This window comes from Acinetobacter sp. WCHA55 (assembly GCF_002165305.2).
In the GTDB taxonomy this organism is placed as follows: Bacteria; Pseudomonadota; Gammaproteobacteria; order Pseudomonadales; family Moraxellaceae; genus Acinetobacter.
In genome coordinates this window covers 1,461,750-1,477,338 of the sequence record NZ_CP032286.1, presented here as the reverse complement: position 1 = coordinate 1,477,338, position 15,589 = coordinate 1,461,750, and the positions used below count along the sequence as shown (strand labels likewise).

At 41.4% G+C, this 15,589-nt stretch carries 18 protein-coding genes; 8 read left to right on the top strand and 10 right to left on the bottom strand.

Going from position 1 to position 15,589, the window contains the following annotated elements; translation table 11 throughout:
- Positions 1–136: 136 nt before the first annotated feature.
- The 3 genes from eat to eutC are packed head-to-tail and all read left to right on the top strand — an operon-like array spanning position 137 to position 3,807.
- A complete protein-coding gene (eat, locus tag CDG62_RS10000; RefSeq protein WP_087527092.1) occupies positions 137–1,582 on the top strand; it encodes an ethanolamine permease in 1,446 nt (481 codons plus the stop codon).
- Between the two features lie 13 nt (positions 1,583–1,595).
- Entirely contained in the window at positions 1,596–2,981 is a 1,386-nt protein-coding gene (locus CDG62_RS09995; RefSeq protein WP_087527091.1) for an ethanolamine ammonia-lyase subunit EutB, read from the top strand.
- A 10-nt stretch (positions 2,982–2,991) separates the two neighbouring features.
- Complete coding sequence (gene eutC, locus CDG62_RS09990) at positions 2,992–3,807, top strand: ethanolamine ammonia-lyase subunit EutC (protein ID WP_087527090.1); 816 nt, start codon at positions 2,992–2,994, stop codon at positions 3,805–3,807.
- A gap of 64 nt (positions 3,808–3,871) precedes the next feature.
- Here the strand turns inward: eutC and CDG62_RS09985 are convergent, their stop codons facing one another.
- Together CDG62_RS09985 and CDG62_RS09980 are read right to left on the bottom strand one after the other, a co-directional pair.
- Positions 3,872–4,468, bottom strand: coding sequence for a 2-hydroxychromene-2-carboxylate isomerase (locus CDG62_RS09985; protein WP_087527183.1), 597 nt, complete (start codon positions 4,466–4,468; stop codon positions 3,872–3,874).
- A gap of 11 nt (positions 4,469–4,479) precedes the next feature.
- Positions 4,480–5,247 (bottom strand): SDR family oxidoreductase, encoded by a 768-nt coding sequence (locus CDG62_RS09980; RefSeq protein WP_087527089.1) that lies wholly within the window; start codon positions 5,245–5,247, stop codon positions 4,480–4,482.
- A 94-nt stretch (positions 5,248–5,341) separates the two neighbouring features.
- Between CDG62_RS09980 and CDG62_RS09975 the strand changes: the two genes are divergently transcribed.
- Together CDG62_RS09975 and CDG62_RS09970 are read left to right on the top strand one after the other, a co-directional pair.
- The gene (locus CDG62_RS09975; protein ID WP_087527088.1) at positions 5,342–5,905 is read left to right on the top strand and encodes a TetR/AcrR family transcriptional regulator; all 564 of its coding nucleotides are present in this window, start codon (positions 5,342–5,344) and stop codon (positions 5,903–5,905) included.
- A 113-nt stretch (positions 5,906–6,018) separates the two neighbouring features.
- Positions 6,019–6,723, top strand: a complete 705-nt coding sequence (locus CDG62_RS09970; RefSeq protein WP_087527087.1) for a glutamine amidotransferase — start codon at positions 6,019–6,021, stop codon at positions 6,721–6,723.
- A gap of 101 nt (positions 6,724–6,824) precedes the next feature.
- On the opposite strand, the gene CDG62_RS09965 is transcribed toward CDG62_RS09970, so the two are convergent.
- From CDG62_RS09965 to tkt, 4 genes are all read right to left on the bottom strand, one after another.
- Positions 6,825–7,421, bottom strand: coding sequence for a YceI family protein (locus tag CDG62_RS09965; RefSeq protein WP_087527086.1), 597 nt, complete (start codon positions 7,419–7,421; stop codon positions 6,825–6,827).
- Between the two features lie 123 nt (positions 7,422–7,544).
- Positions 7,545–7,994 carry a GNAT family N-acetyltransferase gene (locus CDG62_RS09960; RefSeq protein ID WP_087527085.1) on the bottom strand — a complete coding sequence of 150 codons (450 nt, stop codon included), beginning with the start codon at positions 7,992–7,994 and terminating at the stop codon, positions 7,545–7,547.
- Between the two features lie 117 nt (positions 7,995–8,111).
- Complete coding sequence (locus tag CDG62_RS09955) at positions 8,112–8,327, bottom strand: hypothetical protein (protein WP_004696769.1); 216 nt, start codon at positions 8,325–8,327, stop codon at positions 8,112–8,114.
- Between the two features lie 115 nt (positions 8,328–8,442).
- Entirely contained in the window at positions 8,443–10,431 is a 1,989-nt protein-coding gene (tkt, locus tag CDG62_RS09950) for a transketolase (RefSeq protein WP_087527084.1), read from the bottom strand.
- A gap of 720 nt (positions 10,432–11,151) precedes the next feature.
- Between tkt and metK the strand changes: the two genes are divergently transcribed.
- Positions 11,152–12,318: a methionine adenosyltransferase gene (gene metK, locus CDG62_RS09945; RefSeq protein ID WP_087527083.1), complete on the top strand. Its 1,167-nt coding sequence runs from the start codon at positions 11,152–11,154 to the stop codon at positions 12,316–12,318.
- Positions 12,319–12,412: 94 nt separating this feature from the next.
- On the opposite strand, the gene CDG62_RS09940 is transcribed toward metK, so the two are convergent.
- Positions 12,413–12,658: a hypothetical protein gene (locus tag CDG62_RS09940; protein WP_162904071.1), complete on the bottom strand. Its 246-nt coding sequence runs from the start codon at positions 12,656–12,658 to the stop codon at positions 12,413–12,415.
- 314 nt (positions 12,659–12,972) lie between these two features.
- Here CDG62_RS09940 and CDG62_RS09935 point away from each other — a divergent pair, with 314 nt between their 5' ends.
- The gene (locus CDG62_RS09935) at positions 12,973–13,185 is read left to right on the top strand and encodes a hypothetical protein (protein WP_087527081.1); all 213 of its coding nucleotides are present in this window, start codon (positions 12,973–12,975) and stop codon (positions 13,183–13,185) included.
- Here the strand turns inward: CDG62_RS09935 and CDG62_RS09930 are convergent.
- A complete protein-coding gene (locus CDG62_RS09930) occupies positions 13,147–13,788 on the bottom strand; it encodes a LysE family transporter (protein WP_087527080.1) in 642 nt (213 codons plus the stop codon). The genes CDG62_RS09935 and CDG62_RS09930 overlap by 39 nt on opposite strands.
- A gap of 130 nt (positions 13,789–13,918) precedes the next feature.
- Positions 13,919–14,500, bottom strand: a complete 582-nt coding sequence (locus tag CDG62_RS09925; RefSeq protein ID WP_087527079.1) for an FxsA family protein — start codon at positions 14,498–14,500, stop codon at positions 13,919–13,921.
- Positions 14,501–14,622: 122 nt separating this feature from the next.
- Here CDG62_RS09925 and ruvC point away from each other — a divergent pair, with 122 nt between their 5' ends.
- On the top strand, positions 14,623–15,168 hold the full coding sequence (gene ruvC / locus CDG62_RS09920) for a crossover junction endodeoxyribonuclease RuvC (protein WP_086210186.1): 546 nt from the start codon (positions 14,623–14,625) through the stop codon (positions 15,166–15,168).
- A gap of 4 nt (positions 15,169–15,172) precedes the next feature.
- Here the strand turns inward: ruvC and CDG62_RS09915 are convergent, their stop codons facing one another.
- The gene (locus CDG62_RS09915; protein WP_087527078.1) at positions 15,173–15,499 is read right to left on the bottom strand and encodes a hypothetical protein; all 327 of its coding nucleotides are present in this window, start codon (positions 15,497–15,499) and stop codon (positions 15,173–15,175) included.
- Positions 15,500–15,589: the final 90 nt, after the last annotated feature.

Sequence of the window (15,589 nt, the reverse complement as noted above, 5' to 3'; positions counted from 1 at the left end):
CCATCAACCATCAAAACAATAATTCAAAGCTGTGTCATTTAAACATTAGACAGGACGTCTAATCGCTTGGTACTGAAATTGCATAAATATTGCATCCATCAAGCCATCTATAAAAACTCAAGATATGGAGCTTCACATGACCGATTCTCCCATTAACAGCTCAACGACTCCGCTCTCGACTTCAACTGTAAGCACATCTGACGATTATTTTGAAAAAAGGCAACTGAAACAAGGTGCAGTAGGCTGGCTATTATTAGTCGGTTTAGGTGTGGCTTATGTCATTTCAGGTGACTTTGCTGGCTGGAACTTCGGTCTTGCTCAAGGTGGCTGGGGCGGTATGTTTATCGCAACGGTTGTCGTAGCCATCATGTACTTATGCATGTGCCTGTCTATGTCTGAAATGGCCACCATGCTACCTACTGCGGGAGGTGGCTATAGCTTTGCGCGTACCGCATTTGGTCCACTTGGCGGTTATCTCACAGGCACAGCGATTTTAATTGAATATGCCATCGCCCCTGCGGCTATCGCATGCTTTATTGGTGCTTACTGCGAGTCCTTATTTGGTGTCGGTGGATGGATCATTTATCTAATCTGCTATCTGGTTTTTATGGGCATTCATCTCAAAGGTGCAGGCGAAGCACTCAAGATCATGTTTGTCATTACCGCCATTGCAGCCGTAGCTCTTTTTGTCTTTATCATTGCGATGGCGCCACATTTTAACAGCGCCAACTTATTTGACATTGCACCAACTGAAAATATTGGAGCAAGTAGCTTCCTCCCAATGGGTTATATCGGTATTTGGGCGGCAGTACCCTATGCCATTTGGTTCTTTTTAGCAGTAGAAGGTGTACCACTGGCAGCCGAAGAAGCCAAAGATCCATCCAAATCATTACCGCGTGGTTTGATCGGTTCAATGTTGATTTTGGCCGCTTTTGCCCTACTTATTCTGCTCTTAGGTGTTGGTGCTGCTGGCGCAGAACAACTCAAAGAATCAGGCGCACCCTTAGTTGATGCATTGGTGGCAGTCTATGGTCAAAACAGTTGGTTAGCAAGTTTTGTCAATTTTGTCGGTCTAGCAGGTTTAATTGCGAGTTTCTTCTCTATTATCTATGCCTATTCACGTCAAATTTTTGCCTTATCACGTGCGGGGTATTTACCGACCTCGTTATCACTGACCAATAAAAACAAAGCACCCTATTTAGCGATTATTATTCCCGGCATCATTGGCTTTTTATTGTCCCTAACAGGTGAAGGTGATCTACTCATCCTGATGGCGGTATTTGGTGCGACCATTTCTTATGTCTTGATGATGCTTTCTCACATTAAACTGCGCATCAGCCGTCCAGAGTTACACCGTCCCTATAAAACCCCAGGTGGAATTGTCACCTCATCGATTGCTTTGGTTTTAGCCAGCATTGCAGTGATTGCTGGTTTTGTGGTGGATCCTAAAGTTTGGTTTATGGCTGCCGCTATTTATGCGGTCTTTATTGCCTACTTTATTTTCCATAGTCGCCATCGACTCGTTCAAGGCACGCCTGAAGAAGAATTTGAAAGTATTCGTAAGGCCGAACAAGACTTATAGAAGGACCTATAACATGGCTTATAAAACGTTGATTAGACATCAGCACTATACGTTTAATGATTTAAAAACTTTAATGGCAAAAGCGACTCCTCTGCGCTCAGGCGATCAACTTGCAGGTGTTGCAGCTGAAAATGCCACAGAACATGTTGCCGCACAAATGGCATTGGCCGATGTTCCACTCAAACAATTCTTAACTGAGGCATTAATTGACTATGAACAAGATGAAATCACACGCTTAATCATTGATGAGCACCGCAGTGATTTATTTGCGCCGATTTCACATTTTACCGTAGGAGACTTTCGTAATTGGCTACTCAGTGAAGATGCGACTACGCAGAAACTACAACAACTTTCGCTCGGCTTAACCCCTGAAATGGTGGCTGCAGTGAGTAAGATTATGCGCAATCAAGACCTCATCTTGGTTGCGAGTAAATGTGAAGTCGTCACCCAATTTCGCAACACCATCGGTTTAAAAGGCCATCTCTCAACCCGTTTACAACCCAATCACCCAACCGATGATCTCTTGGGTATATCGGCCAGTATTTTGGATGGTTTGATGTATGGTAATGGTGATGCCGTCATTGGGATTAACCCTGCAACCGATAACCTACAAAATTTATCGGAGCTACTCAAATTACTTGATCATGTGATCCAAGAGCATCACATTCCAACCCAGTCTTGTGTACTGACGCATATCAGTTCAGGGATTCAATTGGCTGAGAAAAATGTGCCGATTGATTTAATGTTTCAGTCCATTGCAGGCACACAGCGTGCCAATGAAGGTTTCGGCATTAACCTTGAATTACTGCGCGAAGGCTATGAAGCGACACTAGCTCTCAAGCGTGGGACTGTGGGACAAAATGTGATGTATTTTGAAACAGGTCAAGGTAGTGCTTTATCTAGTAATGCACATCACGGCGTAGATCAGCAAACTTTAGAAGTCCGTGCCTATGCGGTAGCCCGTAAATTCAACCCACTGCTGGTGAACACAGTTGTTGGCTTTATTGGCCCAGAGTATTTATACAATGGCAAACAAATTATCCGTGCAGGCTTAGAAGACCACTTTTGTGGCAAGCTCTTAGGCTTACCTATGGGTTGTGACATTTGTTATACCAACCATGCCGATGCCGACCAAAACGACATGGATGTACTACTCACACTATTTGGTGCAGCTGGCCTGAACTTTATTATGGGTATTCCAGGCTCGGATGACGTCATGCTGAACTATCAAACCACGTCATTTCATGATGCACTGTATTTAAGGCAGCTTTTGGGCTTAAAAGCCGCACCTGAGTTTGATCTGTGGTTGGCTGAACAAGGCATCTTTAAACAACAGCAACAGCACATTCTCTGGCCAAAACATATCCCACCACAATTTGAAAAACTTCTACATATATAAGGAGCAACTTATGTCACTTGTTCCTCTAGAAAATTATCAATCTGAACAGCATCAGGATGTTTGGGAAAACTTAAAGAAATTTACTGATGCCCGCATCGCCATTGGTCGCGCTGGCTGTAGTATTCCGACCCATGAACTGCTGAAATTTCAACTGGCACATGCGGAAGCACAAGATGCGGTACATCAAGCTTTAGATGTCGAACAATTAGTTGCAAGTTTTAATACACTAGGTTTGGATAGTCTGACGATACACAGTCAAGCTGAAAATAAGCAAGAATACTTAAAACGTCCTGACCTTGGTCGCCTGTTAAGTCCAGCTTCACAGCACGGCTTAGAGGTTTTTAAATCCAGTAACCCACAAAACTATGATGTCTGTATTGTGATTGGTGATGGACTATCAGCACGGGCAATTGAGGAAAATGCTGTACCTTTTATTCAGCATTTCATCTCACATCTACACACTGAGCGCTGGAGCATTGCACCGATGGTTATTGCGACTGGAAGCCGAGTCGCTTTGGGTGATCCTGTTGCAGAGTGCCTACAAGCGACTATGCTCGTGATGCTAATTGGCGAAAGACCCGGTCTAAGCTCACCTGATAGTATGGGCATTTACTATACATGGAAAGCAGCCTCAGGCACGTTGGATTCTAAACGGAACTGTATTTCAAATGTTCGGCCTGCGGGCTTAAGCATTCCTGTTGCAGTTCAACGGCTAATGTCTCTCATGCGTAGCTCTAAAAAACTCGGCTACTCAGGTGTAGACTTAAAAGATGAACATGAAATAGTCAGTCTAGACATGGAACATACGCCTAAACGATTGTTTTAATGTGAAACAGATCAGCCGTGATTTTATGGCTGATCTTTAATGGTGTGTTCTTTTAACTTGTATTTTAGCCAGCTTTATTCAACGCTTGTTCTACAAAATGTAGGCGATCTTGGCCCCAATACATTTCATCACCCACAAAGAATGTCGGTGCACCAAAAATGCCACGCTGAATGGCCAATTCTGTTTCAGTGATCAGTTTCTGTTTCACTACATCCGACTGAACCATACTCATAATATCTTCTACAGAGAAGCCACTCGGTTTTAGCACTTCTGCCAAGGCAGTAGGTTCATTCAGATTTTGTGGTATCCTAAACATCGCATCGAATAAAAGTTTTAAAACTTGCTCAAACTTTTCGAGATGCAACAATTGAACGCCTGTCAAAATGCGCATTAGGGTTAAAGTGTTCATCGGAAAATGCGGGTTCATCTGCATTGGAATATGGTAATACTCCGCCCAGCGCTGCATATCTAAAATTGAATAACCCCCTTTGACTGGAATCTCAATCGGACTACGATTGCCTGTTGCTTTAAACACCCCGCCCAATAAAATAGGCTTATAGACAATCTGAATCTCTTGCTGCTCTGCCATTTGCAGTAAACGATAGTAAGCCAAATAACTATATGGGCTGCCTAAATCAAAATAAAATTCTACGCTTTTCATGCTTTGTCCTTTTACCACGTTTCCATCCAAGGTCTTAAATCTAACTCATGCGTCCATGCATCACGCGGTTGCTGCGACAAATGCCAATAATTTTCTGCAATATGCACGGGATTTAATATGCCATCGTGTTCTTTCCGCGCGTACATGTCAGGAAAACTGTCTTTAATAAAGTCGGTATCAATTGCGCCATCCACCACTACGTGTGCCACATGAATATTTTTCGGGCCGAGCTCACGTGCCATACTTTGCGCTAAGGCACGCAGTGCATGTTTCGCCCCTGCAAAAGCTGCAAAGTTTGCTGCACCGCGAATGCCTGCAGTTGCCCCCGTGAAAATAATACTACCGTGTTCACGCACGACCATACGCTTCGCCACTTCACGCCCAGTCAGAAACGCCCCGAAACAAGCCATTTCCCAAATTTTAAAATACTTACGTGCAGTTTCTTCTAAAATACTACATGGCACATTCGCACCAATGTTAAACACCAAAACATCGATTTCACCAATATTGGCTTCAATTTCTTCCACCAAAGCGATCACTTGCTCTTCTTTACGTGCATCAGAAGCAAAACCATATGCAAGACCACCTTCAGCTTCTATTTCTGCAATTAAGGGCTGAAGCTTTTCCGCATTTCTTCGTGTCATGCAGGCAACGTATCCACCGCGTGCAAAACGTTTCGCGATTTCACCCCCTGTAGCATCTCCTGCGCCAATCACTAATGCAACTTTCTTTCTCGCATCAGCCTTTTGAAACTGCTGCTCTGGCTGTAATCCATCCATAAATACACTCCCTTTATAAAATAACGATCGTTATCATAACGATCACTATGTTATAATTCTCAGCATCAGTCAATTTTATTTTGATGAAACTCCTATGCGCTATAAAACAGGCTATAAAGAAGAAAAACGTCGTGAGCTACTCAAAATCAGTGCTCAACTGGCCAAGAAACAAGGCTTTTCCAATACAGGTGTCGACGGTTTTATGAAAGCGGCTCAAATGACCAGCGGTGCTTTTTATTCGCATTTTTCATCAAAACATGAACTATTTGAAGCACTGATCCAATTCGAGTTGCAACACAGCTTCCAAGCATGGCAAGCCAATCCGCATGACAACCTCGAAGATTGGATTGACTTCGAACTTGAACGTTATTTAGCCCTTTCTCATGTGCAACGCCCAGATCAAGGCTGCGTTATTCCCTCTCTTGCAACCGAGGTAGCACGCAGTAGTGAAACAACAAAACTGTATTTTCAACAAGAAATGCTTCGTGGTCACGCACTCTTTACACAACAACTAGGCAGTGAAACACAAGCTTGGGCGGTACTGTGTCAACTGGTCGGTGCTATCGTCATGGCACGCAGCATGGCGGATGAAGATCTACAACGGGAAATTTTAAGCTCAAGCAAATGGATGATTAAAAACATGCTACAACTCAAGTAAAACCTTGGATTGAATTTAAAATTTTCTACATCTTTTCTGATTTATTACCTTCAACTTCCACGCATTTCCCTGTACATTTTTACACTCCTTTAACCCCTGTGAACGAGCCAGCTATGACGACACTACCCGATACCATTTACGCGATTCAGCATCTTGCTTTTGAAGATTTGGGCGCATGGGAAGATGTATTATATCAATTAGGTTATCGGGTACGCTATTTTGAAGCAGGCAAAGATGACTTAGCTAAAGCATTGAACTACACAGGTCTAACCGTCATTTTAGGTGGCCCGATTGGGGTGTATGAAACTGAAGACTACCCTTTCTTACAAAAAGAAATAGACTTACTGAAAGTTCGTTTAGAAAAGAATTTACCGACTGTAGGCATTTGCTTAGGTGCGCAGTTGATTGCACATGCGCTCGGTGCAAAAGTATATGCAGGTCATAGCAAAGAAATTGGCTGGAGTCAGTTACAGCTCAATGCCGTTGAACATAACCCATTACAAGCATTGGTAGAAACTGAAGTACTTCATTGGCATGGCGACACCTTTGAACTCCCTGCTCAAGCTGAGCTGTTGGCCAGCTCAGAAGTTTATCCCAACCAAGCTTTTCGTGTAGGCAATAATATTCTTGGCTTACAGTTCCATCCAGAGGTTGCAGCCGATGGTTTAGAAAAATGGCTAATCGGGCATACTGCTGAACTTCGTCAAGCGAACATTAATATTCCAGCATTGCGTGCAGAGAACCAACGCTTTGCAGCCCAACTAGAACATGTCTCTGGACAAGTTTTGGCAGCGTTTTTAAAAGCACTGGTTTCATAGTTCAACCTTACTCCGTTCGGCTGATCTTTTGCTCTAACTTTTAAGTTTACAGCAGACATAAAAAAGCACCTCTAATAAGGTGCTTTTTTGGTAGATATCGCTTATTTCGCAGCGGCTTTAGGCTGTGGAACAGATGCTTCAGTGGTGATATTCACAGTGATTTTATCACCCACGTTAGGCACATATGCACCTACACCAAAAGCAGAACGGTCAAAAGAAGTTGTCGCATTGAAACCAATAGATTGAGCTTTCGTCATTGGATGCTCACCTTGCTTATTCAATACAGCATCCAATACAACAGGCTTAGTCACGTTTTTAACAGTTAAGTCACCTGTGATTTTGTATTTGTTTGCACCAACCGCTTGTACTTTAGTACTTTTAAAAGTGATGTTTGGATATTTTGCTGCATCAAAGAAATCTGCACCCTGTAAGTGCTCATCCAAAGCTTTTACGTTCGTGTTTAAGCTAGATAAAGGAATCGTTACATTCACCGATGAATTTGCAGGTTTTGCATTGTCAACGTTAATCACACCTTGAATGTCGCTAAAGTTTGCAGATGGCGTTGAAAAACCAAAGTGACTCCATGTGAAAACTGTTGCTGTATGTGTAGGGTCAATTTGATATGTCACAGGTTTCGCCATAGCAAATGTAGTCGCAGTTGCAACAGCCAAACCGATTGTTAAAGCTTTAAAGTTCATGTTTTTATCTCACATTGGAATACTGCTTAGTCTATAGAGTTCTACAGTGAATACATCTATAAAGATAAAACGATATGTTGCAACTTTAGAACGATATAATTGTTTTTAAATGTAGCAACTTAGCTACGCCCGATATTGAATGAAACCAGTCTTCTTCGCGACTTTATTATAAAGTTGCTGTGCGACCAAATTGTCCTGATGGGTGAGCCAATAAACCCGATCACATGCTCGCTTTTCGGTATGCATTTTGACGTGTTCGATTAAAGCGCTTGCAACCCCTAGCCCACGATAGTCTTCATGCGTAAACAAATCTTGTAAGTATGCGTAAGGCTTTAACGTCCAACAACTTTCATGCTCTATCACATGTACAATTCCTACAACCCGACCTACCATAAGTGCCGCAAAACCATACATATGCTCACACTTAGAATCAGTTAGTTTATGCCATGTGTTTTCAGATATCTGCTCCAATAAATCAACCTGATAAAATGCCTGATAAGCTTGCCATAATGTAGCCCAGATCGAAGGATCAATTTCTGTCAGTGGCACGATATGAATATTTGGTATTTCCATTTTGTTCTCAAAGTAATATTTATTTTTTGTAAGGCTTATATTTAAGCTGAAATCACTACAAAGAAAAAGCCTTATTGAATCGCTTCAATAAGGCTTTTTCTTTAAAGGTGACAGCCATCATAGTTTTTCAATCAGAATCCGATCAATCAACTTCATACCTGTCTGCTTTTCATGATTTTTACGACGAATCTTAATTTGCTTATCTTCTGCTAAATCTTGCAATAACAGTTCAACTGCAACCATAGCCTCCAAAGGTAAATCTGGTCCAATCCACTTCTGTTCGCCCGCATCCATCAATACAACTTCATCATGAATTTGATCGTACAAGCTCATATCATCACCTAAAATTTATGTAGCTACTTCAGCAGCAGCTGGCATATTACATACACCTTTCAAAATAAAAGACGCCCCTAAACTGGAGCGTCCTTCAAACAGTTAATTTTTTAAATTAAGCTGTCAATTCTTTTACCGCAGCAACAACTGCTTCAGTCGTAATACCGAAGTATTGGTACAAGTCTTTCGCAGGTGCAGATTCGCCATAAGTCGTCATACCAATTACACGACCATCTAAACCTACAAACTTCCACCAGTAGTCCACGTGAGCTGCTTCAACAGCAACACGCGCACGAATGTTTGATGGAAGAACCGCTTCACGGTACGCTGCATCTTGCTTCACAAATTCTTCTGCACATGGCATAGACACGACGCGCACACCTTCAAGTTGTGCATGCGCTTCGATTGCTAAAGATACTTCAGAACCCGTCGCAATAATAATCGCTTTTAATTCACCTTTTTCTTCAGCCAATACATAACCACCTTTCGCTACATTTGCAATTTGTGCATCTGTACGTGTTTGGAATGGTAGGTTTTGACGAGAGAAGATCAACGCAGTTGGGCCTTCTGAACGTACAAGTGCAGATTTCCAAGACACAGCGGCTTCAACGGTGTCACATGGACGCCAAGTATTTAAGTTTGGTGTACCGCGTAAAGATGCAATTTGCTCTACAGGTTGATGCGTTGGACCATCTTCACCCAAACCAATTGAGTCATGTGTATATACATGGATTACACGTTGTTTCATCAACGCAGACATACGTACTGCATTACGCGCATATTCCATAAACATAAGGAATGTTGCAACGTAAGGAATGAAACCACCGTGAAGCGCAACACCGTTTGCAATTGCAGTCATACCAAACTCACGTACGCCATAGTGTACGTAGTTACCCGCTGGATTGTCTTGAACACCTTGGCAACCTTTCCAAAGGGTTAAGTTAGAACCAGCCAAGTCCGCAGAACCGCCTAATAATTCAGGCAATAATGGACCAAATGCTTGCAATGTGTTTTGGCTTGCTTTACGTGTAGCAATAGTTTCAGCTTTTGCATTAGTTTCAGCAATAAACGCATCTGCTTGAACAAGGAATTCAGCTGGCAATTCACCTGAAAGACGACGTTTCAATTCAGCTGCTTCAGTTGGATATTTTGCTGCATATTGCGCAAATAACTCATTCCAAGCCGCTTCAGAAGCTGTACCTTTTGCTTTTGCATCCCATGCTGCATAAACGTCAGCAGGAATTTCAAATGGACCTTCTGCCCAACCTAATGCTTCACGTGTTAATGCGATTTCGTCATTACCAAGTGGCGCACCGTGACAATCTTCTTTACCTTGTTTGTTTGGTGAACCTAGACCAATAATCGTTTTACAAATAATGATCGTTGGTTTTTTCGTTTCAGCTTTTGCTTGCAAAGTTGCAGCACGTAATGCATCTGCGTCATGACCATCAACTTTAAGTACTTGCCAACCGTAAGCCAAGAAACGTTGTTCTGTATCGTCAGAGAACCAACCTTCTACTTCACCATCAATCGAAATACCATTGTCATCATAGTAAGCAATCAGTTTACCCAGACCTAAAGTACCTGCAAGTGAACATGCTTCGTGAGAAACACCTTCCATTAAACAGCCATCACCTAAGAAACAATAAGTGAAATGGTCAACAACACTTAGGTCATCTTTGTTGAACTGCGCTGCTAAAGTTTTTTCAGCTAGAGCAAAACCAACTGCGTTTGCAATCCCCTGACCAAGCGGGCCAGTCGTAGTTTCAATGCCCGGTGCATAACCTAACTCTGGGTGACCCGGCGTTTTAGAGTGCAGTTGACGAAATGCTTTTAAATCTTCAATTGATAAATCATAGCCCGTAAGGTGCAATAATGCATATTGCAACATAGAGCCATGACCATTTGATAGTACAAAACGGTCACGGTTCGCCCATTGTGGGTTAGTCGGGTTATGGTTGAAAAACTCACGCCATACCACATCAGCGATATCAGCCATCCCCATTGGCGCACCTGGATGTCCAGAGTTTGCTTTTTGCACAGCATCCATTGCCAATACACGAATTGCGTTTGCAATACGACGTTCGTTAAGCGGGGTTGTCATAGGTCAGAGTCCAAACAAATGATTTAAAGAGTAAGATGAATAGAATTCAAAGATAGGTATATTGTCTTAAAAAAAGAGGAATGGGTAAAGCCTAATGGACAATATTTCGCTATTTATTCATCATCAATGTCTAATAAATGCGGGCATTGCCTAAAATCACAACAATTTCACTCAGAAATGCCTCACTAGCTTTTCTCTAGTTCAAATCCCATACGATAGAATCTTCAACTTTTAAAAACAAAGCTCAATCATCCTATTCACTAATCAGAACAAACCGTTATCTTTGAGTATCAAACACATCTCAGCATACATTTGTATTTTTTACATACAATTAAACACGCATGGTGAATTTTATTCATTTTTTTAGATTTTTCATGAATTAGGACAAATTATAGATTCTTTTATGATACATATTTTGAGCATTTTTTATTTAATGCCAAAACAAGAAAACCAATAAAAAATAAGTCAAGTTTTTGTTTTATATTAAAATATAAACAGCGCATAACACTCCAAAATACATGCCTCTATATTTTGAAGAAAAACCCGTTAATTTGCCATTTCGAACTAAAAATAAACGCTATATCAATTTTTTAGATGCCTATATCAGATAAAAAGTCGTTGAATTGAAATAAATTCAGTCATTTTGGTCGTGTAGAACTGGCTCAAACGGCTAAGTCGATGTACCATATTGCGTCTTTTAAATTAACTGTGATAGGACTTATGCGCGAGTACGCTGTATTTACCTCGGAATCTGTAAGCGAAGGCCATCCAGATAAAATGGCTGACCAAATCAGTGATGCTATCTTGGATGCGATCTTAAAAGAAGACCCATATGCGCGGGTTGCTTGTGAAACGCTTGTAAAAACGGGTGCGGTAGTACTTGCCGGTGAAATCACAACAACTGCAAATGTTGACTTCGAAGCGATTGTTCGTCAGACCGTAAATGGCATTGGTTACCACCATTCTGACCTTGGTTTTGATGGTTCAACATGTGCAGTCATCAACATGATTGGTAAGCAGTCACCAGAGATTGCTCAAGGTGTAGACCGTCAAAAGCCTGAAGATCAAGGCGCAGGTGACCAAGGTTTAATGTTTGGTTATGCAAGCCGTGAAACTGACGTGCTTATGCCTGCTCCAATTTCATATGCACATCGTTTAATGGAAAAGCAAGCTGAACTACGTCGTAGTGGCGCTTTACCATGGTTACGCCCAGATGCAAAAAGCCAAGTGACTTTTGCTTATGAAAATGGCATGCCTGTTCGTTTAGACGCAGTGGTTCTGTCTACCCAGCACGATCCTGAAATTTCTCAAAGCAACTTAAAAGAAGCTGTGATTGAAGAAATCGTGAAAAAAGTGATCCCTGCTGAAATGTTCCATGCAGAGACCAAATTCCACATCAACCCAACAGGGATGTTTGTGATTGGTGGCCCAGTGGGCGACTGTGGTTTAACAGGTCGTAAAATCATTGTAGACACTTACGGTGGTATGGCACGTCACGGTGGTGGTGCTTTCTCTGGTAAAGATCCATCTAAGGTTGACCGTTCTGCTGCATATGCAGGTCGTTATGTTGCGAAAAATATCGTAGCTGCGGGTCTTGCAGACAAATGTGAAATTCAAGTGTCTTATGCCATTGGTGTGGCTGAGCCAACGTCTATCTCGATCAATACGTTCAATACAGCAAAAGTATCTGAAGAGCTGATCATTGCATTAGTCCGTGAACATTTCGACTTACGTCCATATGGGATCACTCGTATGCTCGACCTCATTCAACCAATGTATAAGCAAACTGCTGCTTATGGTCACTTCGGTCGTGAAGGTTCAGATACAGCATTTACGTGGGAAAAAACAGACAAAGTGGAAGCGCTTAAAGCTTCAGCTGGTTTATAAGTTTGATCTCAAAAAAACCCGCTTAATGCGGGTTTTTTTATTTTGACTGCTGCAAAATAGTCCATCAATTCAGTCGTGAAGTCATTGAACTCCACTACTTGGGTTTATTCTCATGGTTGAGTACATCAAAGAGCGAAGTCACGGCAGCGGGTTCACTGTTTCGGTCGGCCAAATAGACTTGTACAGATTTAACGATAATCGCCGCTGCAAGACATGCAACAATACAAAAAATCCAAAATCCAAAAGGACTTCGAATATTATGTGATCCACAGTTTGGACAGTCTTTTTCTGTTGATGCAACAACTGTTTCACAACATGCACAGTGATATTGATAGAGCATCGCTTTACCCCCTTGTTTTTGTCCTTTCTTGTTTTTATTGTCCATCACCCTGCCTCACAGAATGTTAGATTCATTTATCTTATGTGAGTATTTGTTGAGACTCAAGCGCAATTCACCTGAAGTGATGTCAGCAACGGCTTACACTGAAAGATTAATCAATTGATTTAACGCATATTCTTCTTTATGACACCGAATCATGACAATTTCATTTTGTAACATAATAGTTTTTGACGTATTCCATCATATTTACTCAAAACCCTTTAGTTTTTTAGCCATTGTTCATTAAAATAAGATGCAACGATGAGGAAGAAAGAATGGTTCAGTTGATTAAAAAAGGCGGTTTACGCGAACGTGCCAACCGCAGCCGCAGCTATAAGGGATCAGAAAATACTGAAACGACATTGCAGCCCAACCGCTATACACAAAGTAAAAAAGACGAAATGTCTAGCGTGGAACAGGCTCAATCATCTAAAGAGCTTAAAAATGACTTAGATGTAGATTACAAAAGCATCGTACCAAAGCCATAAAGCAAAAATCAGGAACAACCCACCAGAAAAAATGTCGATATAACTTCCTGAACGTTGATATGCTGCTTTAATTTTAGGTAATGATAAAAGCAGCATCAACAGTGCAAAAGTCATAAAAGTTTGGATTGGAATAATGACCGCAAGTTGTATTTTTAAATAGGGACTTGCGCTAGAACTCAAGGCTAGTGAAAACACACTACTAAAATAAATCAGTGTTTTCGGGTTAGACAAGTTCGTTAGCAAACCTGACATAAAATAGTGGTTGGCCGTAGGCGTAGGAAGTTTTTGACCATCATCCAGTAAAGCTTCTTGCTGCAATGTGTTGAGACCTGCTTTTAACATCAGCCAACCCATACGTGCAAGGAACACCCCACCAACCACCATCAATACCTGTTGAATCCACGGCATTTTGTCGATGAGTACGGTAAAACCTAACAAGGTTAAAATCACCCAAATTACGATACCAACGGAAATACCCAAGATCGTTTTTAACGTATTTTTTTTTGTGGTCGAAGCTGAACTTTTGGCAATCAGCAAAACATCAGGGCCAGGACTTAGCTGTGCAACAAAATGTAATGCGCAAATCGTGAAAAGCAATGACATAAAAAAGCGGCATAAATTTAAAAAATAATTATATCGTTTGTTATATTTATTTTAAATCATAAGCACTTAAAACATTTTTATAATGAAAAAAAAGCCGAGTTAGAACTCAGCTTTAAAATTAGGCATGAAATTACTTATTCACATCTTTCATTTCAATTTTTTTTGCATCTGGCGTGACTTCTCGCGCTTCACCATCAATAATACTCGAGTCACGATAAGCTGAACTGCCCTGCTGTTGTTGCATTTCTTGCATCTGACGCATAATATCTGCAAATGGGTTTTGACCTTGAGCACCACCGCCCATGCCATTCATATCTCCCATCATGCCACCCATCATTTTTTCCATCATCGCTTGCTGACGTTTCATCATCACATTCATCAGTGCGGCTGTCATCGCTTTTTGTACTGCTGGAATAAGCAACAACACCGCAACCACATCTGTCACCAAGCCTGGAATTAATAAAAGAAAACCCGCAATGATTTTTGGCAGATTGTTGGTTAATGCAGGGTCTGCACCCATCTGGCCTGCTTGCATTTGCTGCATTTGTGGCATTAAACCAGCTGAATACTTACGAATCAGGCTCATACCAATAAAGAAAGCAGCAATAAACCAGAAGAACACGTACCACATGCTACCAACGAGGTCGCCCACGCCAATCCATACGAAGACTTCAAGAATGACACCAGCTAATATAAAAAGAAATAATTTCATGAAAATTAATCTAATCTCAACAAAATGAATAAGGTGCAAGAATCAAGTGCTCAATCAACATCAAGCTTTTTTGATACGCTTATGTAACAATATGGGCATATTATTTTTTTTAAAGGGCAAGCATGTCATTAATTATTGGTATTGACCCCGGTTCTCGCCTCACAGGCTACGGTATTATTCAAAAAGAAGGTCAAAAACTAATTTTTGTCGATGCTGGCACGATTCGCACCGAAACAGCTGAAATGCCTGAGCGTCTAAAGCGTATTTTTGCAGGGATTGATCGTATTGTAAAATTTCATGGTCCAACTGAAGCTGCTGTTGAACAAGTCTTTATGGCACAAAACCCTGACTCCGCACTGAAGCTAGGCCAAGCACGTGGTGCCGCAATTGCTGCACTAGTAAACTTAGACTTACAAGTTGCAGAATACACAGCCCGTCAAATTAAACAGTCTGTGGTCGGTTACGGTGCTGCAGACAAAGAACAAGTACAAATGATGGTGATGAAACTTTTAAACCTGAGCATCAAACCACAGCAAGATGCCGCCGATGCACTTGCTGCTGCTATCTGTCATGCACATGCTTCGGGCAGTATGACCAAACTTGCTGTACTCAATGCTTTAGGCGGCATGGCACGTGGACGCAGCCGTAGTAGCTCTCGTCGACGCTAATGAATTAAGTGACATAGCCTTTAAAGTCTTTACGCATTTCACGTACTGAAGGTGCTTTGGGATAGGTGACGATCAGCATTCTTCCTGAAGTGCGCAAATTTTTCTTTTGAGCAGGGTCAATACGGATAAAGACCAACTCTTCTGGTTCATTGCGATGGTTGATCTCACAAATCATAATGGTGTAATTTTTTTCGATCACTTTATAACGACTAAATGCCTGTTGCACAATTTGCTTAAAGTTTTTTTGCCCACCTGTTGGTGCAAGCTGAGTGTAAATCACCAAAAGTATACATGCACCAACCACCAAGGTGACCAGTAAGTATTTATCCATTCTTCCCCCATTTTTATTTTGGAATTCAATAGTTTCTATTCAAACGCTAGAAACATCATAAGTTTGACCAATAATATATGCAAAAAAAGA

What these genes read in the sequence shown, in the direction of transcription:
- CDG62_RS09995 (WP_087527091.1), top strand. Translation starts at nt 1,596, where the DNA reads ATGGCTTATAAAACGTTGATTAGACATCAGCACTATACGTTTAATGAT.
- eutC (WP_087527090.1), top strand. Translation starts at nt 2,992, where the DNA reads ATGTCACTTGTTCCTCTAGAAAATTATCAATCTGAACAGCATCAGGAT.
- CDG62_RS09980 (WP_087527089.1), bottom strand. Translation starts at nt 5,247, where the DNA reads ATGGATGGATTACAGCCAGAGCAGCAGTTTCAAAAGGCTGATGCGAGA.
- CDG62_RS09965 (WP_087527086.1), bottom strand. Translation starts at nt 7,421, where the DNA reads ATGAACTTTAAAGCTTTAACAATCGGTTTGGCTGTTGCAACTGCGACT.
- CDG62_RS09985 (WP_087527183.1), bottom strand. Translation starts at nt 4,468, where the DNA reads ATGAAAAGCGTAGAATTTTATTTTGATTTAGGCAGCCCATATAGTTAT.
- CDG62_RS09915 (WP_087527078.1), bottom strand. Translation starts at nt 15,499, where the DNA reads ATGGATAAATACTTACTGGTCACCTTGGTGGTTGGTGCATGTATACTT.
- tkt (WP_087527084.1), bottom strand. Translation starts at nt 10,431, where the DNA reads ATGACAACCCCGCTTAACGAACGTCGTATTGCAAACGCAATTCGTGTA.
- CDG62_RS09960 (WP_087527085.1), bottom strand. Translation starts at nt 7,994, where the DNA reads ATGGAAATACCAAATATTCATATCGTGCCACTGACAGAAATTGATCCT.
- CDG62_RS09940 (WP_162904071.1), bottom strand. Translation starts at nt 12,658, where the DNA reads ATGCTCTATCAATATCACTGTGCATGTTGTGAAACAGTTGTTGCATCA.
- CDG62_RS09975 (WP_087527088.1), top strand. Translation starts at nt 5,342, where the DNA reads ATGCGCTATAAAACAGGCTATAAAGAAGAAAAACGTCGTGAGCTACTC.
- CDG62_RS09930 (WP_087527080.1), bottom strand. Translation starts at nt 13,788, where the DNA reads ATGTCATTGCTTTTCACGATTTGCGCATTACATTTTGTTGCACAGCTA.
- eat (WP_087527092.1), top strand. Translation starts at nt 137, where the DNA reads ATGACCGATTCTCCCATTAACAGCTCAACGACTCCGCTCTCGACTTCA.
- CDG62_RS09970 (WP_087527087.1), top strand. Translation starts at nt 6,019, where the DNA reads ATGACGACACTACCCGATACCATTTACGCGATTCAGCATCTTGCTTTT.
- CDG62_RS09955 (WP_004696769.1), bottom strand. Translation starts at nt 8,327, where the DNA reads ATGAGCTTGTACGATCAAATTCATGATGAAGTTGTATTGATGGATGCG.
- CDG62_RS09925 (WP_087527079.1), bottom strand. Translation starts at nt 14,500, where the DNA reads ATGAAATTATTTCTTTTTATATTAGCTGGTGTCATTCTTGAAGTCTTC.
- metK (WP_087527083.1), top strand. Translation starts at nt 11,152, where the DNA reads ATGCGCGAGTACGCTGTATTTACCTCGGAATCTGTAAGCGAAGGCCAT.
- ruvC (WP_086210186.1), top strand. Translation starts at nt 14,623, where the DNA reads ATGTCATTAATTATTGGTATTGACCCCGGTTCTCGCCTCACAGGCTAC.
- CDG62_RS09935 (WP_087527081.1), top strand. Translation starts at nt 12,973, where the DNA reads ATGGTTCAGTTGATTAAAAAAGGCGGTTTACGCGAACGTGCCAACCGC.